Origin of the sequence: Symbiopectobacterium purcellii, from assembly GCF_019797845.1 — a bacterium.
In the GTDB taxonomy this organism is placed as follows: Bacteria; Pseudomonadota; Gammaproteobacteria; order Enterobacterales; family Enterobacteriaceae; genus Symbiopectobacterium; species Symbiopectobacterium purcellii.
The window spans coordinates 1,705,209-1,728,874 of the sequence record NZ_CP081864.1 but is presented as its reverse complement, the minus strand read 5'-3'; the positions used below and the strand labels follow the sequence as shown (position 1 = coordinate 1,728,874).

At 49.0% G+C, this 23,666-nt stretch carries 17 protein-coding genes and 2 pseudogenes; 9 read left to right on the top strand and 10 right to left on the bottom strand.

The window, feature by feature from the left end; genetic code table 11:
* Positions 1-28: 28 nt before the first annotated feature.
* Positions 29-544 carry an outer membrane protein OmpX gene (gene ompX / locus K6K13_RS07965; RefSeq protein ID WP_222160306.1) on the bottom strand — a complete coding sequence of 172 codons (516 nt, stop codon included), beginning with the start codon at positions 542-544 and terminating at the stop codon, positions 29-31.
* 408 nt (positions 545-952) lie between these two features.
* Between ompX and rhtA the strand changes: the two genes are divergently transcribed.
* The 5 genes from rhtA to glnQ all read left to right on the top strand — a co-directional run bounded on the left by rhtA (position 953) and on the right by glnQ (position 5,184).
* Positions 953-1,834 carry a threonine/homoserine exporter RhtA gene (rhtA, locus tag K6K13_RS07960; protein ID WP_222160305.1) on the top strand — a complete coding sequence of 294 codons (882 nt, stop codon included), beginning with the start codon at positions 953-955 and terminating at the stop codon, positions 1,832-1,834.
* A 340-nt stretch (positions 1,835-2,174) separates the two neighbouring features.
* Positions 2,175-2,681, top strand: coding sequence for a DNA starvation/stationary phase protection protein Dps (dps, locus tag K6K13_RS07955; protein ID WP_222160304.1), 507 nt, complete (start codon positions 2,175-2,177; stop codon positions 2,679-2,681).
* A gap of 354 nt (positions 2,682-3,035) precedes the next feature.
* Positions 3,036-3,779, top strand: a complete 744-nt coding sequence (gene glnH, locus K6K13_RS07950; RefSeq protein ID WP_222160303.1) for a glutamine ABC transporter substrate-binding protein GlnH — start codon at positions 3,036-3,038, stop codon at positions 3,777-3,779.
* A gap of 26 nt (positions 3,780-3,805) precedes the next feature.
* Positions 3,806-4,465 carry a glutamine ABC transporter permease GlnP gene (glnP, locus tag K6K13_RS07945; RefSeq protein ID WP_222160302.1) on the top strand — a complete coding sequence of 220 codons (660 nt, stop codon included), beginning with the start codon at positions 3,806-3,808 and terminating at the stop codon, positions 4,463-4,465.
* Complete coding sequence (gene glnQ, locus K6K13_RS07940) at positions 4,462-5,184, top strand: glutamine ABC transporter ATP-binding protein GlnQ (RefSeq protein WP_222160301.1); 723 nt, start codon at positions 4,462-4,464, stop codon at positions 5,182-5,184. The genes glnP and glnQ overlap by 4 nt, the downstream gene beginning before the upstream one ends.
* Positions 5,185-5,312: 128 nt before the next feature.
* Here the strand turns inward: glnQ and K6K13_RS07935 are convergent.
* From K6K13_RS07935 to dinG, 5 genes and pseudogenes are all read right to left on the bottom strand, one after another.
* Positions 5,313-7,189: pseudogene (locus K6K13_RS07935) on the bottom strand (M3 family metallopeptidase).
* 64 nt (positions 7,190-7,253) lie between these two features.
* Complete coding sequence (locus K6K13_RS07930; protein ID WP_222160299.1) at positions 7,254-10,121, bottom strand: hypothetical protein; 2,868 nt, start codon at positions 10,119-10,121, stop codon at positions 7,254-7,256.
* 3 nt (positions 10,122-10,124) lie between these two features.
* The gene (locus tag K6K13_RS07925; RefSeq protein WP_222160298.1) at positions 10,125-11,195 is read right to left on the bottom strand and encodes a hypothetical protein; all 1,071 of its coding nucleotides are present in this window, start codon (positions 11,193-11,195) and stop codon (positions 10,125-10,127) included.
* 289 nt (positions 11,196-11,484) lie between these two features.
* A complete protein-coding gene (gene ybiB, locus K6K13_RS07920) occupies positions 11,485-12,453 on the bottom strand; it encodes a DNA-binding protein YbiB (protein ID WP_222160297.1) in 969 nt (322 codons plus the stop codon).
* 56 nt (positions 12,454-12,509) lie between these two features.
* Entirely contained in the window at positions 12,510-14,609 is a 2,100-nt protein-coding gene (dinG, locus tag K6K13_RS07915) for an ATP-dependent DNA helicase DinG (protein ID WP_222160296.1), read from the bottom strand.
* Between the two features lie 130 nt (positions 14,610-14,739).
* On the opposite strand from dinG, the gene K6K13_RS07910 reads away from it, so the two are divergent.
* The 3 genes and pseudogenes from K6K13_RS07910 (at position 14,740) to K6K13_RS23150 (ending at position 16,457) form a co-directional block, all read left to right on the top strand.
* Positions 14,740-15,579: a helix-turn-helix domain-containing protein gene (locus tag K6K13_RS07910; RefSeq protein WP_222160295.1), complete on the top strand. Its 840-nt coding sequence runs from the start codon at positions 14,740-14,742 to the stop codon at positions 15,577-15,579.
* 61 nt (positions 15,580-15,640) lie between these two features.
* Positions 15,641-16,271 (top strand): annotated as a pseudogene (locus K6K13_RS07905) (LysE family translocator).
* A gap of 78 nt (positions 16,272-16,349) precedes the next feature.
* Positions 16,350-16,457 (top strand): YohO family small membrane protein, encoded by a 108-nt coding sequence (locus K6K13_RS23150; protein WP_252120450.1) that lies wholly within the window; start codon positions 16,350-16,352, stop codon positions 16,455-16,457.
* 76 nt (positions 16,458-16,533) lie between these two features.
* On the opposite strand, the gene bglX is transcribed toward K6K13_RS23150, so the two are convergent.
* Positions 16,534-18,849 carry a beta-glucosidase BglX gene (gene bglX / locus K6K13_RS07900; protein WP_222160294.1) on the bottom strand — a complete coding sequence of 772 codons (2,316 nt, stop codon included), beginning with the start codon at positions 18,847-18,849 and terminating at the stop codon, positions 16,534-16,536.
* Between the two features lie 491 nt (positions 18,850-19,340).
* Between bglX and K6K13_RS07895 the strand changes: the two genes are divergently transcribed.
* Complete coding sequence (locus K6K13_RS07895) at positions 19,341-20,027, top strand: glutathione S-transferase family protein (protein WP_222160293.1); 687 nt, start codon at positions 19,341-19,343, stop codon at positions 20,025-20,027.
* 70 nt (positions 20,028-20,097) lie between these two features.
* Here K6K13_RS07895 and pbpG read toward each other — a convergent pair whose 3' ends face one another.
* The 3 genes from pbpG to K6K13_RS07880 all read right to left on the bottom strand — a co-directional run bounded on the left by pbpG (position 20,098) and on the right by K6K13_RS07880 (position 23,625).
* Positions 20,098-21,051 (bottom strand): D-alanyl-D-alanine endopeptidase, encoded by a 954-nt coding sequence (gene pbpG / locus K6K13_RS07890; RefSeq protein ID WP_222160292.1) that lies wholly within the window; start codon positions 21,049-21,051, stop codon positions 20,098-20,100.
* A 204-nt stretch (positions 21,052-21,255) separates the two neighbouring features.
* Complete coding sequence (locus K6K13_RS07885; protein ID WP_222160290.1) at positions 21,256-22,674, bottom strand: flavocytochrome c; 1,419 nt, start codon at positions 22,672-22,674, stop codon at positions 21,256-21,258.
* A 600-nt stretch (positions 22,675-23,274) separates the two neighbouring features.
* On the bottom strand, positions 23,275-23,625 hold the full coding sequence (locus K6K13_RS07880; protein WP_222160289.1) for an FMN-binding protein: 351 nt from the start codon (positions 23,623-23,625) through the stop codon (positions 23,275-23,277).
* Between the last annotated feature and the right edge of the window lie 41 nt (positions 23,626-23,666).

Genomic DNA, 23,666 nt, shown 5'->3' with positions numbered 1-23,666 from the left:
GAATCACACTTCTGACCGCGCGACATCCTTAGAAACGGTAGCCTACGCCAACCGCCCAGGTGCCAACATCGATGCTACGGATACGGCTTTGCTCATAACCAACATCCAGGGCAACGTCCTGAATCGGGTTGAATTGCAGACCAGCACCGTAGGTGAAACCATAATCATCGTTATGGTTGTTGTCAGTACCGTCTACCGCATTGTAGGTGTATTTACCGTGGCTCAGGCCAATCACGCCATAGACGCTTGCCCAATCATTGATACGGTAAGCCGGGCCCGCAGTAAAGCCCATGTATTGGCCTTTATTGTAGTAACCGTCGTTGGACTGGCTGTCTTCCAGATAGGTGAAGGAGCTGATCACGCCAACCTGGCTGTCATCAAACTCATAGCGGTATTTAAGGTTAAAACCTTTCGCTTTGTTCACCACGCCCTGGGCATCACCCTGAGCATAACCGGCGGATACGGTACTTTGGCCGGCGAATGCGGAACCTGCGCTTACTGCAAATACGCAAGCCAGTGCGGAAAGACACGCAAATTTTTTCATATACTGCCTCGAATTCATCTTATGAAAGAAGTTTAAGCAGGATTAATATAACAAAAAAAACCTGAGGTGCTGCCCATTAAATATTTATCAAACCGCTTATAGATGTAACAAAAATTTTCATAAAATAAATAAATCAATGATTTTTAATCATAAAAAAACACTGACAACGAAACTAAAATTAATTCCCCCCGACAGTAAAATGCAGACAAATCTTAATTATGCGTTCAGTTAATATACAGCCTGCTATTCATTCCGCACTGCAAATAAATATATCGTAAATAAAAGTCAATTAAAGTAAGCGCAGTGCCGACAAATCCTTTACACTAGATTAATGTGGAAAAATCCTAATTTAGGGGCCCTTTTTCCCACACCATCGTACTTTCTTTCCTGCTTATCAAGGCCCAAAGGATGACCTTATCAGCTTTGCGCAGCTCGACGCTGCTGCCTGTTCTTCTGATCGTAATAGCGATGCTTTCCATCCAAAGTGGGGCTGCTTTAGCGAAAAACCTGTTTCCGCTGATAGGAGCACCCGGCGTCACAGCGCTTCGCCTGGGGCTTGGTGCGTTGATTTTATGCATTGTGTTTAAACCCTGGCGCATGCGTATTCAAGGGAATCGATTACCCTTGCTGTTGTACGGCTTGACCCTTGGTGGCATGAATTTTTTGTTCTACCTCTCTATTCGAACTGTTCCACTGGGTGTCGCGGTCGCGCTTGAATTTACCGGCCCACTCGCCGTGGCCATTTTCTCGTCGCGTCGGGCACTTGATTTTCTTTGGATCCTTTTGGCACTAACCGGCATGTGGTTTCTATTGCCGCTGGATAACGACATTGCCAACGTCGATATGCAGGGCGCGCTCTGTGCCATCGGCGCAGGTGCCTGCTGGGCGTTATATATTGTGTTCGGAAAAAGCGCAGGCGCTAACCATGGTCCCGCGACAGTGGCGATTGGTTCATTGGTGGCGGCGGTGGTGTTTTGCCCCCTGGGGGCCTATTTTGCGGATACCTCATCACTCTCCCCTGCTATTCTGCCGCTAGGCATCGCTATTGCGATCCTCTCAACGGCACTGCCTTACTCGCTGGAGATGGTGGCACTGACGCGCCTCCCGGCCAAAACCTTCAGCACATTGATGAGCATGGAGCCGGCGATTGCAGCCCTATCCGGTATTCTGTTTCTCAGTGAGCATCTGTTGCTGACACAATGGCTAGCGCTGTTTTGTATCATCGCCGCTTCCCTTGGCGCTACGCTTACAGTAAAACGAGCACGCATCATCAATAGCGCCCAAGGTTGACCCCATTCCCGCCTGAATTTAATCGTATTTCTTCTCTTGCAGGCAACCTACTGCGGCAAGAGAAGGGCCATTTCAGCTATATTGCACCGCGAATAATGCCCGCGCCTGAATAGGTACAGGTTATTACTAGCGCTAAATAATTCTCATTCATTATCGTTATTTACTGTCATAATGACGTGCAATTTCTATAATTAAATCAGTGAAAAAGATATTCACCTGCATTGTATGTGGGCAATTTCTATAATAGGTATTACCTTGTTATTGCCTGCTTCGAACTCTGCTATAGTTATTTGCATTGAGCAGTCAGATTATTATTTCATTTATCAGGAGGAGATACCTTATGGCTACGGCTAAATTGGTAAAAGCAGCAGCATCCGACCTCATCTATACTCGCAATAATCTGGATGAGCACGTCAAAACGTCCACCATCAAACTGTTGGACAAGTTAGTTGTCGACTTAATCGATTTATCATTGATCACCAAGCAAGCCCACTGGAACATGCGTGGCGCCAATTTCATCGCTGTTCACGAAATGCTGGACGGCTTCCGTACCGCCCTGACCGATCATCTGGATACGCTGGCAGAGCGCGTGGTTCAACTGGGTGGTGTCGCGCTAGGCACGGTGCAGGTCATTAATAAAGAAACTTCGCTGAAAAGCTACCCGACCAATATCCACAGCGTACAGGATCACCTGAAAGCGTTGGCGGAGCGTTACAGCGTTGTCGCCAACGAAGTACGCAGTGCTATTGCGAAAACAGAAGATGAAGACAGCGCGGATATGTTAACAGCAGCCTCTCGCGATCTGGATAAATTCCTGTGGTTTATCGAAGCCAACATCGCAGAATAACTTGGCATGCTATAAATAGTATCAGGCCATCGTAGCTATCTCGGACACGATGGCCTGCCTATTACGTTACCGTTCATCTATCCTGCCATTCATACATTTTCCTCTTAAAATTCGTACAAAAAGTTAGTTTTTATCCCTTCAAACACAATCAACGGTTGTGTCCCGCAGCATAATCAGTTATTCATAGCGGCGTCCCGTGCCGGAGGCGATGTTTGCGTGCATTGGCGACACTGAATAAAAACAAGGAGTTATAAAACATAACCCTCTGTTTCTACAGCTTTTCCCTTAAATACTATTATTAGTAGTGCCTGCTTGAAACAGGCTTCCCACAAACGGCTAATTAGGAAGGATCGGATGAAATCACTACTTAAGGCCTCATTGGCAGCGCTGGCGCTGACCATGAGCGTTTCCAGCTATGCGGCGGACAAGCCTCTCATCGTTGCCACAGACACAGCGTTTGTTCCCTTCGAGTTTAAGCAAGGCGATAAATACGTCGGCTTTGACATCGACCTCTGGGACGCTATCGCGAAAGAGTTGAAACTGGAATACACCCTGAAACCGATGGATTTCGCAGGTATCATCCCTGCCCTGCAAACCCGCAACGTTGATTTGGCGCTGGCCGGGATCACCATTACGGAAGAACGCAAACGTGCAGTCGATTTTTCTGAGGGTTATTACAACAGCGGCTTGCTGGTCATGGTAAAATCAGATAACACCAGCATTCAGGGTGAACAGGATCTGGCAGGCAAAGTGGTAGCCGTGAAAAGTGGTACCGGTTCGGTTGACTACGCCAAGGCTAATATCAAAACCAAAGAACTGCGCCAGTTCCCGAATATTGACAATGCCTACATGGAGTTAGGTATCGGTCGTGCCGATGCAGTACTGCATGATACGCCGAACATCCTGTACTTCATCAAAACAGCGGGCAACGGTCAGTTTAAAGCGGTGGGTGATTCCATCAAGGCGCAGCAATACGGTGTCGCCTTCCCGAAAGGCAGCGAACTGCGTGAAAAAGTGAATGCGGCATTACAAACGCTGCGTGATAACGGCACCTATGCTGAAATTTATAAAAAATGGTTCGGCACTGAACCGAAATAATTGCCGTATCAGTCTGGAGAACGTTCATGCAGTTTGATTGGAGTGCCATCTGGCCTTCTCTGCCCCTTCTGTTAGAAGGGGCAAAAATGACCTTGCTGATTTCCGTGCTGGGTCTGCTGGGTGGCTTGGTTATCGGTGTCGTCGCGGGCTTTGCCCGCGTTTACGGGAGTTGGATTTCCAACAAAATCGCGTTGGTGTTTATTGAAATCATCCGCGGTACACCGATTGTTGTACAAGTCATGTTTATTTACTTCGCCTTGCCGATGATCCTGACGTCGGTGCGTATCGATCCCTTCGCTGCCGCGGTGGTCACCATCATGATCAACTCCGGTGCCTATATCGCGGAGATTACACGCGGATCGGTATTGTCGATTCACAAAGGATTTCGTGAGGCGGGTTTGGCACTGGGGTTATCAAAACGCGATACGCTACGCCATGTGATTGCACCGTTGGCGTTGCGTCGAATGTTACCGCCATTAGGCAACCAATGGATCATCAGTATCAAAGATACCTCGCTGTTTATCGTTATCGGCGTGGCGGAACTGACGCGTTCCGGGCAAGAAATCATTGCGGGTAATTTTCGTGCGCTGGAAATCTGGAGTGCGGTCGCGGTGATCTACCTTGTTATCACCTTGGTACTGAGTTTCATTTTGCGTCAGTTGGAAAGAAAACTTAAGATTATATGATTGAATTCAAGAACGTTTCTAAACACTTTGGTCAGACAAAGGTGTTGCATGACATCAATCTGAATATCAACCAGGGTGAAGTAGTGGTGATTATCGGTCCGTCAGGCTCCGGTAAATCCACGCTGCTGCGCTGCATCAATAAGCTGGAAGACATTACCAGCGGTGAGCTGATTGTCGATGGCCTGAAAGTGAACGATCCTAAAGTTGATGAGCGCCTTATCCGCCAGGAAGCGGGTATGGTGTTTCAACAATTTTATCTTTTCCCGCATCTTACCGCGCTGGAAAACGTGGCATTTGGCCCGATTCGCGTGCGTGGTGCCAGCAAAGCGGAAGCCGAAAAGCTGACGCTGGAACTGTTGGCGAAAGTGGGCCTGTCTGAACGTGCGAACCACTTTCCCTCCGAGCTTTCCGGCGGCCAGCAACAGCGCGTGGCAATCGCACGTGCACTTGCCGTCAAACCCAAACTGATGCTGTTTGATGAGCCAACGTCGGCACTCGACCCAGAATTACGTCACGAAGTACTGACAGTAATGAAAGATCTTGCCGACGAGGGCATGACCATGGTCATCGTTACGCACGAAGTGGGATTCGCTCATAAAGTTGCTTCACGGTTGATTTTCATTGATAAAGGCCGTATCGCCCAAGATGGCGATCCTGAAGAACTGATCACCAATCCTCCCAGTGAGCGGTTGCGTGAGTTCTTGCAGCATGTCTCCTGATACGGTAGCCGTAATGCACTAAAAAAGGGGGGAGCACCTTGCCGGTCTCCCCCCTTTTATTTGTCACGGCCCCTTGCGTTCCCGACCGAAATCCCCCGCTGTAGCCAGCACGCCCCCAACGTTGAGGCTCATGCTATATACGGGTATTCACGTTCGATGAACGCCGCAAACGCCTCACACATCGCACGATCGCCCTCCCGATTATCAGCCAATAGACGCGTACCATCGACGATACGAATGTGGGCATTCAAATCTGCATCAGCCTCAGGTTGCACATGCTCGGCAGCATGTTGGATAGCCGCTTGCGCCTGTTGCCACGCTTGCTCAACCGTCAAATTACAGGCTTCGGCCAGATAAGCCGGATTGAACCCTTCGCCGGTCAAACTGCGCAGCGTGTCATCGTGACTGACGCTGTTGCCAGGGCGCCAGTAATGCTGTGCCAGATCCGGACCAATGGCCGGGTTATCCGTAAGATAACCATCGCGCTTAAGAAAGAAATGCCGCGTCTGCTCGACCGCCATCAGTGCCAACAGATAACCTTGGTAGGAACAGGCCGACTCCATCGACAACAAATGCGGAATGGCAATGGTAGGACGTGGGCTGCCGCCAATACCTAAAATACGCTGCTCAATGTCACGTGCCAGCTGTGTAATCGCTGCTGGCGTGCGTGCCTCATCCTCCATGCTGTAAAGCTGCCATTCAAAGTAAGGCACCAGCAAAATGTGGCGCTCGTTAAAGGCACGCATCGGTTGACGCACCGCGATATCCGCTTTGATCAACGCATCGGAGAGGACCTCGCCCTCACGATTCTTCGCATAGCGCTTTAACCAGTCAGCGTCGTGCAGCAGGCTGTCAAAAAACATGGATTGCGTTTCCGCATAGGCCATCGATGTAGGTGGGAATTCCTGCGAGAAGCAAGGTGCATTCTGACGAATATTGGCAAAATGCGCCGCATGACCACCTTCATGAAACAGGGTATTGATGCCCGTGGCACCGCTGCCCACTTGATCCGGTTTAGCCAGACTGGTGAAATTGATTTTTGCTGGCAGCCACTGCCCTTCCTGCACAAAGGGGGGAACCGGACCATGCATAAAGCCATTTTCATATTTGCCTTTGCGCACCAACAGATCCAATTGCATCTCTGCACCGTTAAACGCGATATGCAGTCGCTTAAAGCTGTTAATCCAGCGTTCTAACGAGGCGGAGAAAGGAAAATAGGGATCCAATTGACGGGTAACGTCCCCAGAACTGGCATAACGAATATTCCAAGGTTGCAACGCACGGTCGCCCTTCTCACTCGCCAGTACGGCCAGACTGCGTGCATTCGCATCGCGCGTTTGCTCTTCAAAACGGTCGAGGATGGCAAACAATTGCTCAGGGGTCATCCGCTCCGTTTTATTCACTTTATAGTCAAAATAATTGCGATACCCCATCTGCCGGGCAAAACGGTTACGCAGGGTAATCAGCTCAGGGAAACCATGGTGCAATAACCACTGTTCTATATCGCGCAGGGCCTGCTGCGAACTGTGGCGATAAGATTCATTGTCGTTGGTCGCCTGGTTGGTGAGCAGTTCACCCAAGGATGCAGCGACGTTGACGCCTTCGGCATTCAGGTGCGTCACCTCATAGCTTTTTCGCTGCGTATAGAGTGCACTTTCCGCAGCGATAATCTCATCCATCAGCGCTTGAGCCAGGGGATCTTCAATCACATTACAATCAAAAAAACGATACCACCCCTGCAAGCCATGCAGTAACGCGCCTGCCTGGGCGTCCTCTGTTCGAGGTTCGGCAACGTCTCAAGGGTAGCGATATAAGTGCGCAATTCTTTCAAACGTTCAGGCGCAGCGATAAAGCGTTTATAGGCGCTTTCAGCAGTAGAGAAGTTCTCCGCTGCATTATCATCGCCAATGCCCATATAGTGTTGCCAAAAACACGCTTCTTTCTCTTGATGCACGGCGAGATAGTCGCGGTTCAGGGTATTAAAATACTCAACGACGTTTTGCATGTATTTACCTTTATCAACTAATTCACTTGCCTATTGAGATACGTATTAGGAAAGAGCACAAGCATCATCTTGCCCCTGATTCAGTAGCAACCAGGCCAATCAAGGCTTTTAGTGTCAAGTGATCAAAAGAATGGGATTGAGAGGGGGATGACTGTACATTACGCGTTACCCGAGACGGAAGCAATAGTTTATGAATGTCTATAATGATGTTGGATAATGAATCTGCGTTATCCATAATAATATTTGCTTTAAGCATATCATCATTGAGTATCATTTGCTTGAAGGATTCAATGTCAGGCCGCTCTATACCCATATGTGTGGCATAAGCATCCAGAAATTGGTTATCGAGATTCAGTGGGGCGCGGGTATCTGCACCTGTTAATTGTTCGACAAGCGCCTCTGGTATATCTTCAGGATCTCCCACCAGTTTGGTGTATGGGCTGTAAAAAAAATCTTGTGTACCTAATTCGGCATGTGTTGCTTCATGTATCATGGTCAAGACCATGTCATCGTTATAGCCACGTCCAGTGTCAAAACTATCAGTAAAAATTACGATACGTTTTTGGGAATCTTTGATGTTAGTAAAACCAAATACCTTAGGTCTGTCAGAAGAAGAAATGTCGTTCCTTTTGGTAGTCACCAAATACACTTTTTCTTCATAATTAACAAAATAATCACTAATTCGATTTAGCGCTAAACTTAATCTTTCCACCGCATTACGAAGAACATCAGGAGACTCTGTTGCGAGTACATTTTTGAGATATTCATTTATAACATTGTCACGCAAGTTAACATTTTCGGCTGATAATGTATGACTATGGAATAAAGTATCAAACTCCATCATAACATTATCAACGAGAAGCATTGCATTATTTAAACGTATTTTATAAAGATCGAAGTTATTTTTAAACTGAGAAAACACCTCAGGGATCATAATTTCACTTTCTGAAACACGTTGTATATGCATCAGGGAAAAAGCATTTTCCATATTAATGATTTCTTCATGGGTATTTGGAAAAGAGAGCTCTAAAGCGAATGACTTGTACTCGGTGTAATCTATAAATTCTTTATTGATGAAATCAAAATCGGCGCGTAGGGGAAGAAATGATTTGAGTCGTGGCACATCGACAGTAACACGCCCCCCTCTCAGATTAGCATTTGGGGCGGAATATGAATGTTCAGTTCGCCGCCGAGGATAATGAAACAATAGATTAGTTTTTCTTTTCAAGGCTTTTGGTAATTTTCTCTCGCCATGACGATCTTGCTTAGAAAATCGTTCATTTAAAACAAAGCCATTTTCTTTCAATTTAACACCAGATATACCCTTAAGAATATTACCCTGTTGCAGATGAAAATATTCGCCACCCATTTCACCAGTATCCGTGTTAACCATCGCGTAGACCCCTTGTTCTGCATCTGAGCCTACCTGTTGCATTGCTATTTCAATCTCGGAACCGGGAAATCGGGCGAAAACAACAGGTTTTTGTGGTAATAGCGATCGTTCTAACACACCAGAAAAAGCAATTCTCTCAGCTAGCTCAGTTGTTTTCGCATCTTTTCTCAGAAGATTGATTAATTCGGTCGAGAATTTTCTACCTATACCACCAATGAGTTCGAAGCCAGGATCCAGAACGTTGAGTGTATGTTTTCCCAACAAGCGCAATTCACTGGTTTTTGGCATCACAATGTCGTTCAGGAGTACCTGCCTCGCGGTAAACCGACTACCATGACGCAATACATGACTACCTTTATGTATACCCGATGCCAGCCCCATGCCAAATTTACTGCTGAGCTTTAGCACATGCCCAATAACGGGAATAAGTGAAAAAGCATCGAGTAAACAGGAGGGGACCGCTTGTACAGGATCATTATTGGCAACCCCGGATATGCATTCATAAAAAGGGATAAAATTTTTAATTACTTTCCATAAATTTTGAATATCAGAAAGAGAATTACCTTCAGCGTATAACCTCTGATATAAGACCTCACGATGAGATGAGCTTAGTTTATCAATAATAACTTTCTCATTGTTACCCTTTGGATACGGACTGCTGGTTTTAGTAAAAATTGAAAAATAAAAAGTATCCTCTGCTGTCCGTAGCACATTACCTTCAACAACAGTATTACTCTCAAAGCCATTATGATCCAGAATACCTGAATCAATGTATCGTTCAATCTGTCTGTCCACCCGAATTAGATTATAGTGCAACATGTTATCATGTGAATCCGCTTTCAATGCATATATTCTTTCTTCACCATCATGAATAACAGAAAAAAGATCAGTCTTATCAAGACGAACATGTACATCAACATCTTTAGCAACGCCATAAGCGGTGATCATCGGCTTATTGGTTTTCATGGTAAAAGAAACAGGGTAGATAGATGTATCGGGAGAGGTAATAAATTTTTTATCATCACTTACCAGAGAGTCAAGTGCTGTAAAAATAAGGTATCGATCAATTTCCCTAAACCCATCTGCAACATTTTCAGTTAACCGCTGATATTCATCACCCAAACTTTCTGGTGCTGTCTTACAGGGTTTAACCCATCCGTTCATATAAAGTTGCTTTGCATTTATTTCTGCCTTCTCACGCCTCTGTGACAAGGTACGGATAGGGTCAGCGACATCATACAAATAGGGTAACTCTTCGTCAGGACAACTATTAATAACTTTATCTGCCAGTTGGCTTTTACTAAACCATTCACTAACAGCCTTCTGATAATTATTTACCTTTTCGGCAATATCATTTTTTATTTCCGCAAAATCTCTTCGAGAGTCTATATAATCATGGATACAACGTTCAACATCATTAACGTCTCTTATCGCGGTCGCATCCCTTGATGTGTTGCTGGCTGAAAAAATCATAGATGGAAATAAAAAATAAACCAGATTATTCGCATTTACACCTTCATTTAATGCTATAGCCCACATCCTCTAACCAACGGATAAAATATTTTCACGACTTACACCGTGTAACTGGCCGACATCTTTGAGAAAGCGCGCACCTGCATATAAATGGCTAAACACTTCACTATCTATTGGTACGTCATTTATATTTTCATCATCGAGATATATAGCAGGAAAAGTATTTTTGAGTAGAGAGGACCACATTTCAACGAGATCAGATCTCCATTCAACGGGAACGTTATTCATGTTGAATACTTCACTATCACTCAGCGTCCCTAATTTCAATAAGTTTTTTATCTCTCCAATTGTCAACGGTATACCGTCCGAATGAGTCTCAATTTTACTAATAAGATATTCATTGAGAGACACTCCCAAAATTGCGTTGAACATCCATTGCGCAACTACTTTTTCAATGTAATGGTGAGATAATTTCTCGCGCTTTTTACTACCATACTCTCCAAACTCACTAAGGATACACTTGGCGATATCTTCAACTCTATGCAATGGCGTTATGTTTTCTTGAATGTCAGAATCATAAATCCAATGTGCCGCGCCAGAGAGTAACAATTCTTTTGATACTGATGGTATTTTCAAACCATGTGCCAACACCTTATTTCGCTTTAAAAAGTGAATCATTTTTTTATTTTTTGAATGATTTAATTTTCTATCATTGACACTGCGTTTTATTCCTTTTACAGCATCGAAATTAATTCTTTTAAATAAATCATCAATAGGAGTAACCGCTGTAACTGGCAATAAAGAAGGCTCATACGACTCAACGATACCCACTGTGGGAACCACACCATAAGGGGCCGAACCAGCTCCTGGCGACCTAAGCGATGTTGGTTGTGAATTGTCTATCCCTCTTGTTGTATTGATAGCCGTATTTGATACAATATTTAATAAAGAAATAAGCCTAACTAAAGCTTGCGCCACATTCTTCCTGTCTCGGTTTCCTGAATGTAGGCCAGGATTACTGGCCAATGCTTTGATACGTTCATTTTGGTCACGCTGGCTGCCATATTTCCCATCCTGCATGTTTGTATAATTACCGATAACATTTCTGTATTGATCATTTATCAAAGGGATTTTAGGCATGATATTTCCTTATAGGTATTCCATGTATAGCACTTGACTCACTGAATGCAAGTCTCATTACCACACTTCATAAAAAATCATGAAACAGCATCAAATAAAATAAAAATGCAGCACGCATCTACCAACATATCATTATCATCACATCCATCACCAACAAATAATAATCACATCATTGATCTCTCAATCCAAAAATCGTGAATTAATATGCATAATCACACCAGTAAACAAAAAATTTTTACTGGTGTTTTGGAAATAAAAATATTACCTGCAGAATACAATATCGACTATTTTAACCAAACCGTTTGCTAATGGTCGCCACAGCTTGTTCCATGGTTGGAGACATACCGCCCGCAACCAGACAGCACGCAAGTTGCAAACGCAGGGCATAAGGCACCGCAATTTCTCCCGCCAGGCACTGTGCTGTCCAGCGCGCCGTCGTCGCTACATCACGGGCGATCGGCAATTTATCCGGCGCAACAACAATGTCCTGACGCTGTTGCAGCACTACGCTGTGTTGGCCCTGAATAAAGCGAATTTCAGGGCAGCGCTGCGGATTAGCATAGACCTCGCCCTCCGTGCCGTGCATCAGCAACGCTCGGGTATCGATATCAAGGAAGAACTGATTAAGTCGAGTGACATATTCCGGATGGGAGACGCTGGTCAAACGTAATGCCGCTTGCTCGCCAAACGGCGTCAACAATTTAGCCAGCGTATGGCTGCTGTTACGCACGCCCATGCGCCAGCGCAGTTGCAACTGTTTATTTAGGGCAGGACTCAAGGCCGAAATCGGGATAAATACCGGGAACCCTTCATCAATCAATGACTGCGCAGACTTGGCGCTGCTGGCGCTTTTCACTCCGAGCGCTTGCAAAATTTCCGCGCTGGTGACCCGCGTAGGGTCATGGTCAACGCCATGCACCACCACCGGGAAGCCCAATTTAACCAGCAATAACGCCAGCAACGGCGTCAGATTGGGCTGGCGCCGCGCACCGTTGTAGCTAGGGATGACAATAGGCATCGGGCGACCCGCGGGCGCGTGCAAGCGCAACACCTGCTCGCTGGCGGCCTGATAGAAACCACGCAGCTCAGCCTCACCTTCCCCTTTGATTCGCAAAGCAATCAGTACACCGCCCAGTTCCAGATCGGGCACATCACCTTGCAGCATATGACGATATAGCGAGTAGGCAGCATCCTGATCCAAATCACGTGCGTGATTTTTCCCCCGCCCAATCTCTTTGATGATGGTGGTCAAGTCCATGCGTTCTCCCGCGAAAAAGACGATCGATCTCTTTGTGCAAAAATAGCATGTTTATATCAGGCTGGCACATCACGTTGTTCAATGGGAAATACCGGCAACGCCGCCAACAGTTGCGCCCCGTATCCCTTGGTCAACAGGCGTCGATCATAGATAATGATTTCACCGAAACAGGTATGACTGCGAATCAGGCGCCCAACCTGCTGGATCAGGTTAAATGACGCGGCAGGCAGGCTTTGCACCACAAAGGGATGGCGTTTCTGACTTTTTAACCACTCCCCTTCGGTCAGGATCACGGGGCTGTCAATCGGGGGGAAAGCAATCTTATGGATATGGACCTGCGACAGCAGTTCGCCTTTCAAATCCAGTCCTTCGGCGAAAGATTGCAAACCTACCAGTACGCTGACGTCTCCTGCTTCCACGCGTTGTCGGTGCAATGCAATCAGGCGCGAACGCGGCTGATCCCCTTGCACCAGCAGCATTAAGCGCAAATCGGTAACCTGTGAGAGAAACTGTTGCATCGCTCTTTGGCTGGCGAACAACACCAAGATCCCTTTGTGCTTCTGTTGCGCCAGTGATTGGCGGAAAAAACGCGCCATTTCGGCAATATGTGGCACTTCATTTTCCAGCAACGGCTCACAGTGCATTTTGGGGATCACCAGCGTGCCCTGCTGACAGTGGTTGAAAGGCGAATCCAGCGTAATAAAACGATCGCCCTCTTCTTCATCCAGGCCTGAGAGCTCTTTTAATCTCTGGTAGCTGTTCAGGGAGCGTAGCGTCGCGGAGGTCAGCACCACGTGCGAAACATTGCGCCACAGCAGGCGATCGAGCTGGTCACAGACGCGTATTCCCGCACAGTGTAGCGATAACCGCCACTGCCCTTCGCGGTATTCCCGATGCAGCCATTTGGATACCGGCGCATTGGAGACTTTCTCCAGTGCGGCCAAATGCCAGAGTTGCGTTTTACTCTCCAGATAGCCCATCGCACGGCTCATACGCAACAGCGCCTGATGCACCCGCACTACATCGTGCTTGCCGGTTTTCTCTCCCAGATCGTGAGACAGGTATTCGGTTAATCCACGCAGACCATCCGTTAGCTTGTGCAGCCTGACACACACCTGGCGCATCTCTTCCGGCATAACCCCCATCGGGAAGCGATAATCGCTCTCTTGCCCTTCTCCCTTAAGAAACAGCTCACTCATGGCAACAAAGGCGGCATTCTGCTCGATCATCTCTTCAATATGCGCTGTCAACCGCTCAGGGTTGGTCAGACGCGGCGGTGATTTTGGCGGAAACTGCGCCATACAGGTCGCTACCAGTTGGACCACGCTGTCCATCTGCGTTTTGACATACGCCGGGGTAATGTCCCCCGCCATTTCCAGCGAATCGCGCGCCACGTCCGGCACGTGATGCCCCTCATCCAGCACCAACAACAGATCTTTTGCCGCAGGCAGCACCGAATCGCTTTCCATTGCCGCCATCACCAAGGCGTGGTTGCTCACCACGACCTCCGTGTTTTCAATTTCACGGCGGGCAATAAAAAATGGGCAGTCACGGTAATAGTGGCAATTTTTACCCAGGCAGTTAGCTTTATCGGTACTGACCTTACGCCATAACGTATCGTCGATCGTCAGGCTATAATGGTCGCGCATCCCGTCCCACTCATACCCTTGAAACGCTTTCGCCATCGTGAGACACGCCCCGCGCTCTTCTTTGCTGGCTGGCTCCAGTTCATCACTGAGAAATGCCAGCAAATCCCCTTGCGCGGTCTCGGAGCTCAGCGCCGCCAGATTGCGCGGGCAGAGATAGCGCGCCCGGCCAAAAGCAGCGGTGAAGGTGAGTTCTGGGATAAATTTTTTCAGTAATGGCAGATCTTTGGTGACGATCTGATCCTGCAACGCGATATTGGCAGTGCTGATCACCAGCGTTTTGCTTTCGGCACGCGCGATGGCGATACCGGGAATCAGGTAAGACAGCGTTTTGCCCACGCCGGTAGGCGCCTCAATAACCGCGTGACGCGGATATTCACCCGCCAGGGTCTTCGCCACTTCGGCGATCATCTGTCGCTGTGGAGCACGCGAGATAAAATCAGGAATATGTTGTTGCAGCGCCTTATACCACTGGTCGATTTGCTGCTTGATTGTGGGAGTAAGCGCCATGCCATCTCAATGTCGGTCCAATTCTGCGGCTATTGTCCCACAGACAGCGGCAAACGTCAGCCGCCATTCCCCTCGACAAACCCGCACGCAGCCAGTAGGGTAAAGAAAATCGTGATAATGAGTCTTTCCCATGTCGGCGGTGCACCGCGTCAAACAAGCCTATTGGTTTTCTCCGCGCCTGCCTCAGGTCGAGTGCCGTTCGACCTGGTGCAGCAGTCAGGGGTATAAAACCCATACACACACCCAACTCTCCCTCGGCCTGATCGTAGCGGGCAGCACCGTCTGCCACTATCGCGGTGCAGACCACCTGTTGCACGCCGGCGAGATGGTTTTGATCGACCCGCATGCGCCGCACAGCTGTACTCCGCTGCCCGGACAAACGCGCAGCTATCATATGTTTTACCTCGACGCAGCCTGGTGTCAGGCGCTGTTGGCCGAACAGAGCGGACAGCCGGTAGCGGCGATCCATTGCCAGCCGGTGCGAGTACAAGACCCCATGCTGTTTAGCGATAGCCTGCAACTGCTCAACAGCCTCGCTCGCCACGATATAAACAGCGCGACACCACAGTTGAACGCGTTGGTATCCACGCTGTTGTCTCGTTATTGCTCGGCACAACAGCCTCTCGCAGAGCAATCCACCACGCGCTATATGCGCCAGCGTCTGCTCAGCAATTTGCAAACCTCACCGTCGCTGGCCACGCTGGCACAGGAGCTGCACCTGCGCCGGGAAACGCTGGTGCGACATTTCCGTGAAGATACCGGCATCACGCCCATGGCTTTCCTTAACAATGCGCGTATTGAATATGCCAAAACGCTGATTAAGCAAGGTGTATGGCTGGCCGATGCCGGATACCAAAGTGGCTTTAGCGATCAAAGCCATTTTCACAAAATCTTTGTGCTGCACACAGCGGCCACACCGGGGCAATATCAACAAGCGAATGAATCGTCGTCTGCCACGATCACTATTTGACAATAATTAGCCTGACAAGCTCACTAGACTTGGCCTCGTTTATTCCGTTGAGGTCACTGTTATGGTTATTGATGCCCTGTTTCCCGCTCATTTCCCCGCGCTGGCCTTAGCGCATTTTGTCGCACTGCTCAGTCCCGGGCCCGATTTCTTCTTGCTGGCAGCCTTCGCGCTGCGCCACCGCCTGCGCGGCAGTATCGGGATTGGTATTGGCATCGCGCTGGGCAATGGCGGCTATATCCTGCTGGCCATTATGGGCGGTGCAGCTATTCAGCAAATGCCACCGCTTTTTATTCTGCTGCAACTCGCCGGGGCGCTGTATCTGCTGTGGATCGGTTCACAGCTTGTGCGCAGTTCGGCACGGACCACCACACTGACGGCCACGGATACGCAGCTCCTGCCCTCACTGTCACATCAGTTACTACTCGGACTGGGGTCCTCGTTGCTTAACCCCAAAAATATGCTGTTTTATATCAGCCTGATGGCCAGTATTCTTGGCCCATCCGTCACGCTGACACAGCAAGCCGTCAGCGGTGTATGGATGTTCAGCGTGGTATTACACATTGGCCGCAACGATAGGACAACAACGGATACAGCAGACATTGCAACGCTACCTTTATCTGATTGAACGCGGCGCAGGGGCTATTTTGATACTGTTTGGTAGTTATCTGTTGCTGGGTTTATGGCTGGGTTGACACCGTAAATCGCGCAGGCCGCTTGTTTCATACGTGATAGGCTTTATAATTTATGGCGATTAACAAAAGGATAACTTTATGAATCTCGGCAAAATCGCCATGATCGGCGTGTTCTCATTGATGACGTTAGGCGGGATCAGCGGTCTGATGCTGGTTGGCTATATCATTCTGGTTCACGTTGGTTGAAACCGTCACGCCAATGTTATCGTTAAACAAAGGCGATCCCCGGCAAGCGCCGAGGATCGTGAGTGCACTACGGGTATCAGAGCAGCGTAAAGCTCTGCTGTTTCACGCGTTGTGAATCCAGACCAATAAATACCTCAAATTTGCCCGGTTCGACAACCTGCTGCATTTGCGCATTGTAGAACTTCAGATCATCTTCCGTGATGGTAAAGCTGATAACACGGCTTTCGCCCGGTTGCAGCATCACCTTCTCGTAACCGCGCAGTTCCTTGACCGGACGGCTGATAGACGCGACGACATCGTGCAGGTAGAGCTGCACCACGGTTTCGCCTGCGCGCTTACCGGTGTTGGTGACCGTTACGCTCGCATTCACGCTGCCGTTACGTTTCATCAGCGGACTGGACATGCTCACATCCGACACGCTGAAAGTGGTGTAACTCAAGCCGTAGCCAAACGGATAGAGCGGACCATTCGCTTCGTCGTAGTAATGCGACGTGTACTTGCCGGGATTTTCCGGCGTATACGGACGGCCGGAAGGCAAATGGTTGTAATAAATTGGGATTTGCCCAACAGAACGCGGGAAGGACATCGGCAACTTACCTGACGGATTATAGTCACCGAACAGGACATCGGCGATCGCATTGCCCCCTTCCGTACCGCTAAACCAGGTTTCCAACAGCGCGTCCGCTTGCTGATCTTCACGCACCAGCGCCAGCGGTCGACCGTTCATCAGCACCAGCACCAACGGCTTGCCGGTGGCTTTGAGTGCGGCGATAAGATCGCGCTGACTCTGTGGTAAATCGATGTTGGAACGGCTGGAAGCTTCATGCGCCATACCGGCCGCTTCACCGACGACCGCAACCACTACATCCGATTTCTTCGCCACCGCCACCGCTTCATCAATCATCGCTTGCGGTGAACGCGGGTCAACCTGTACCGCATCTTCATATTGATTCAGGAAATCAATAATGCCTTTGTGATTACTGACATTAGCTCCTTTGGCATAGAAAACCGTCGCATCATTACCCACTGCTGTACGAATACCGCGATACACGGTTACCGTTTGGCGCGCTAGCCCAGCCGCAGACCAACTGCCCATCGTATCGCGCTTGCTGTCCGCCAACGGCCCCACCACCGCAATTACGCCCGATTTTTTCAGTGGCAGAATGTTGAGGCGGTTTTTCAGCAATACCAGACTGCGTTTGGCAACGTCACGCGCCTCGGCGCGATGTAAACGGCTTTCCGCATTGGTATCCACCGGATCGCTGCTGGCAGCACCCAGCATACGGTAAGGATCGGCAAACAGTCCCATGTCATACTTCACGTTCAGCACCTGGCGGCAAGCCTCATCCAGCTCTTGCACCGTGATAGCACCGCTTTTCACCAACTCAGGCAGATACTTGACAAAGTACTCATCGCTCATGCTCATCGCGATGCCGGATTTCAGAGCAATACGCGATGCGTCACGAGGGTCGCTCGCCACACCGTGTTTCATCAGCTCTTTAATCGCACCGTGATCGGTGATGGTAATCCCCTGGAATTTCCACTGATCGCGCAGCAACTCTTTCAACAACCAGCGATTTGCCGTTGCAGGCACGCCATTAATCGAGTTCAGAGCGACCATTACCCCGCCACTGCCTGCGTCAATTGCCGCTTTATAAGGTGGCAAATAATCCTGAAACATACGCTGAGGACTCATGTCCACCGTGTTGTAGTCACGTCCGCCTTCCACCGCACCATAAAGGGCAAAGTGTTTGACGCTGGTCATCAGTGAATGCCTGTCGGTCGGGGCCTCGCCCTGAAATGCTTTCACTACCACGCGGGCAATTTGGCTGGTCAGCCAGGTATCTTCACCAAAGCCTTCCGATACCCGTCCCCAACGTGGATCGCGGGTGATATCCACCATCGGCGCCCAGGTCATGTTCAGCCCGTCTTCGGTAGCTTCATAGGCCGAGACACGGGCGCTTTTGGCGATGTTGTTCATGTCCCAGGAAGAGGCTAGCTCCAGGGCGATCGGGAAAATGGTTCGATGACCGTGCACCACATCGTAGGCAAAAAACAGAGGAATTTTCAGGCGACTCAGTTCCATTACCTGATCTTGCATCGCTCTGATGTCCTGACGCGTTACCGTGTTGAAAATCGCGCCCACCTGCCCGTCCCTGATCATCTCGCGGATCACGTGTTTCGGGTTATCGGTGCCCACACTGATCAGGCGTAATTGCCCAATTTTTTCGTCAGTGGTCATTTTACGCAGCAGATCGGAGACAAAGGCATCACGCTGAGCCTGATGTGCCGCATTACTTTGTGCCGCAACAGGCGCAGTGTTGGTCAGTTGCGCCCCGGCTGGCGCGCAGGCCAGGCCAATCGCAATCGTCAAAGAGGTAAGCCATTTCATTCGTTATTCTAGCCCAAGCATGCCGCACTCCACGTCATCGGGGAGCGCCTGTGAGGTTTGAAAATGACGTCGGTAACGTCGTCAAAATATCCAGCGCGTAATCATAATGTATTTGTTCTGATTGTCTTTAGTAAAACTGAAAGAATTACGCAATCCTGCGCCATCTCTCATCTGCTGCGTGTCATTAGTCGCATTTCATGATACTCCTACTGATCTCTCACACCGCTATACCCTAAATAATTCGAGTTTCAGGACAAAACGTTTACGTTTTGAACAGCGCTTGCGCTGGCCCTTTAGGGCGAGCGAATGAATCCCGATGAACTTACTCAGGTAAGTGATTCGTGTGACAAATCTGCCGGGAGCAGATTTGAACGCCGCGTGCGGCGGCCTCGTTAGAAGTGAGGCCCAGGGATGGGCCGAATAACGAGCGCCGCCAACGCACCTGCAGCTTGATGTATGACGGGTATAAACTGCCTGGAGCATCACTAACGATGTATCAATTGCATATCGCCAATAAAAACTATTCGTCCTGGTCACTGCGCCCCTGGGTATTGATGACAGCACTGGATATTCCTTTTACCGAACAGTTGATCCCCTTTAGCACAGGTGCGGTACAAACCGCCTTCAAAGCCTTTTCTCCGACGGCTAAAGTGCCCTGTCTGGTCGATGACCAGCAGGTGGTGTGGGATTCACTGGCGATCGTTGAATACCTGGCTGAACGCCACCGCGGCGTATGGCCCGAAGAGAGTGCAGCGCGCACCTGGGCTCGCTGTGCGTCAGCGGAAATGCACTCGGGCTTTACCGCATTGCGCAACCAGTGTGCCATGAGCTGTGGGATACGTGTCGCGTTGCCGGAAATATCAGCGGCATTGCGCGATGAGTTGGCTCGTCTCGATGTACTCTGGACGGAAGGTCTTACGCGTTTTGGCGGACCATTTCTGGCAGGAAAGACCTTCAGCGCCGTGGATGCCTTTTTCGCACCGGTGGTGTTTCGCATTCAAACCTATAATTTGCCGGTTTCACCCACCGTGAATAGCTACTGCCAGCATCTGTTAGGGCAACCGGCCATGCAGAACTGGTACACCAGCGCGTTGGCTGAAACCTGGCGCGAGCCGGCACACGAAGATGAAGTCACCGATAACAGTAAGCGGGTTGTCGTAGCGGATTTTCGCGCCTGACGGCGAGGAGCCCCCCCGACGGAGGAAAAGTTCGTCGGGGGATGCGACAAAGCGGCAGCGTGAAAACGCGTTATTCAATATCTGTTGTAACCCGAGCCACTTGACCCGGGGCGCGTGAGGCGAGCGCTTTTTGCTTTTTATAGCTCAACGCGGCATCCGGTACTGCGGTTACCTGCCCGGTTTCCATCCAGCGGCGCAGACGGTTGGCGTCCGCAAAATGGGTGTATTTACCGAATGCGTCCAGTACGACCAGCGCGACCGGTTTCTGGTTGATCACGGTACGCATGACCAGACAATGCCCCGCCTGATTAGTAAACCCGGTTTTGGTCAACTGAATGTCCCAGTCATTTTTGTAGACCAGATGATTGGTATTGCGAAACGGCAGGCTATAGCCCGGATTGGTGAAGGTGGCGGTTTTCTCCTGCGTGGTGCTCAGTTGGCTCAGAAGCGGATATTGCTTGCTGGCAATCAGTAATTTGACCAGATCGCGCGCGGTAGAGACGTTGTTAATCGACAGCCCCGTCGGTTCCACATAGCGGGTATGCGTCATGCCGAGCGCTTTGGCCTTGGCGTTCATCGCAGCGATAAACGCCTGATAGCCTCCCGGATAGTGGTGTGCCAGACTGGCCGCAGCGCGGTTTTCGGAAGACATCAGGGCCAATAACAGCATGTCGCGGCGGCTGATCTGACTGTTCAAGCGAACGCGCGAATAAACCCCCTTCATTTCCGGTGTGTGGCTGATATCGACCGAGATAACTTCATCCAACGGCAAATTTGCATCCAGCACCACCAGCGCCGTCATCAGTTTGGTGACAGAGGCGATAGGCACCACCACATCCGGGTTGGCGGAGTAAAGCACCTTATTATCACGCAGATCGACCACCATCGCGCTACCTGACGCGATCTTCTGATGTGTACTGGCAATGGCGGGAGCCGCCGTTTTCGCCAAGACGGAGGGGGTGAATGTCATCTGTGTGGACAGCAACAGCAATGCAAGCAGAGAAAACTTATGTTTTTTAATCATTATTCAACGTCTTAAATAAATAACGGTTACGGTATTGGTAACAACCCGGGCATTATAAGTTAGCGCTCGCCGCTACGCACTGCGCAGCAGAAAAAGCTTTTGTGACAAAGTTTAACAGCGATTATTCTTTCAGCTACAACGCTGAACGCAACAACACACAATAACGCCTGTGAACTCAGTCACAGGCGCTGCGTTGAGTGATGCTTATTGACCAGCTTTAATTTCTTTCACTGCCTCATCAGCGCCGATACGGCCAAAGGTCACGATATCTGCCAGTGAATTACCCCCCAGACGATTTGCCCCGTGCACCCCACCCGCCGCTTCACCGGCTGCAAACAAGTTCGGGATCACCTTGCCTTGGTTATCGACCACCTGCGCTTTGGTGTTGATGGCGATACCACCCATGGTGTGGTGGATACCCGGCGTCACTTCAATGGCGTAATACTTTCCGCTATCCAAGGCTTGCTTAAAGCTTTCACGGCCAAACTCGGTGTCTTTTTTTGCTTTCGCATAGCCTGTATAAGCGGCGAGCGTGGCAGACAGCTGTTTGGGATCCATCTTAATGGCAGTGGCAAGTGCCTCAACAGAATCACCTTCAAACACCAGTTTCTGTTTAAAATAGGTATCAATGGTTTTGTTCTGTTTTACCAGCGCGTCATTAAATATCACGTAAGCATGCGCATTGGGTTGTTTTAAAATATTTTGCGAAACCACGTCGCGCGTTAGCAACTCATTAATAAAACGTTTCCCTTGTTCATTGACTAAAATAGCACCATCACCGCGAACCCCCTCCGTGATAAGAATGCCTTTTCCGGGAACGGTGGTTGGGTGAATCTGGATATATTCCATATCCACCAGCTTGGCGTTAATACTTTCCGCCATTTTAACCCCTTCCCCCAGCGAACCTGGCGCATTGGTCGTTTTAAAACCGACCAGTTTGGGATCGTAGTGTTTAATCATGTCAAAGTTGGCACCAAATCCGCCCGCAGTGATCATTACCTTCTTGGCATCAATGGTGTAAACGTTCCCGTCTTTGCCCTTGGCTTTAATTCCCGTAACTTCACCTTTATCATTTTTGATGATGTCCGTCGCCGAGGTACGCGTACGTAAATCGATATTAAGCGCTTTGACTTTTTTGATCAGCGCCGTAGCAATAAAGCTGCCAGCAGGTTCCCCACCCACGGGCCGGTGAATGCGATCGACGCTGGCTCCGCCCGCTCGCGACACATCCGCCAGTTCAGCACCATTGATTTTCAAGAATTCAATGGAGTCTTTCGCCTGCTCGGAAAGGATACGCACCAGTTCAGGGTTATTAATATTGCGCCCCCCTTTCATCGTATCTTTAAAGAACAGCTCAGGATTATCCTCAATGCCCTTGGCTTTTTGATAAGGCGTTCCCGCCGCGTTTAAACCGCCCTCCGCGCGCGCGGTATTGCCTCCGGCAAACGGCATTTTTTCCAAAAGAATAACATTAACACCCTGGTTGTGTGCTTCAATGGCAGCGGACATGCCTGCCCCACCGGCACCAATGATAACCAGATCGGTAGATTCCCGGTTTTCACTTTGCGCCATAGAAGAAAAAGCGAGTGCCAGCGCACTGAATAACAGCACCTTTGTTTTCATGATATATTCCTTTATTCAATAGTATTGTCACAACATATTCACAGTGCATTACACCATCATGGCTTTTAATCATGGTATACCCGTCATACTTCAAGCTGCAGGTGCGTTGGCTGCACTCGTTATTCGGCCCATCCCTGGGCCTCACCTCTTACGAGGCCGCCGCAAGCGGCGTTCAAATCTGCTCCCGGCAGATTTGTCACACGAATCACTTACCTAAGTAAGCTCATCGGAATTCATTCGTTTGCCGCCTTCCCGCAACTCGAATTATTTAGGGTATCTACGACGTGCAACGACGCTGCTTTTTCAAATACTACACCCTTAGCAGAATAATTATTTTAACTTGATCATGAAATGATAATGCTTCAATGCTTTCAGCAACCATCAAATTACATGCCTACATAATAAAACCCGTTTTTTATCAATATTCATGCATGACACCAACATAATGAAAACAGCCAGCGATAACATTTACTGAAAGAGAGAATATCAACGTTGAAATTCGCGATAAAACGAGGGGAATACCGAGGTATATATAATAAAGAGCAATAAAGGTGAGAATAATAATAACGCCTGTGACAGTGGCCGCAGGCGTCTGACTGATTAGGATTTAGCTTGTGCCAGCGCTTGTTTCGCGGCTTCCAATACACCCGTACTGGACATGGTGGCACCCGTTACCGCATCAATACCGTCTGCCGTTTGTTTTTCCACAATTTCCGGCACGATATTATCAATAACCCCGAGCATCAGCGCTTCTGTGTCCTCGTGTTTTACCACTTCCACATTGGCAATTTTGCCCTCGCTGATTTTCACCGAAACTTCGATCTCCCCTTCTTTACCCTGCGCTTTGCCGGTGTAGGTACCGTCTTTATACGTTTGGGCAGCCTGAACGCCGGCTGAGGCAACAAACAACAAGGCAGCAGCAGCCACCAACGATGGAACGATTTTTTTCATAATTTTCTCGCTTTCTCTGGTTTTGTGATAATAGCAACGCC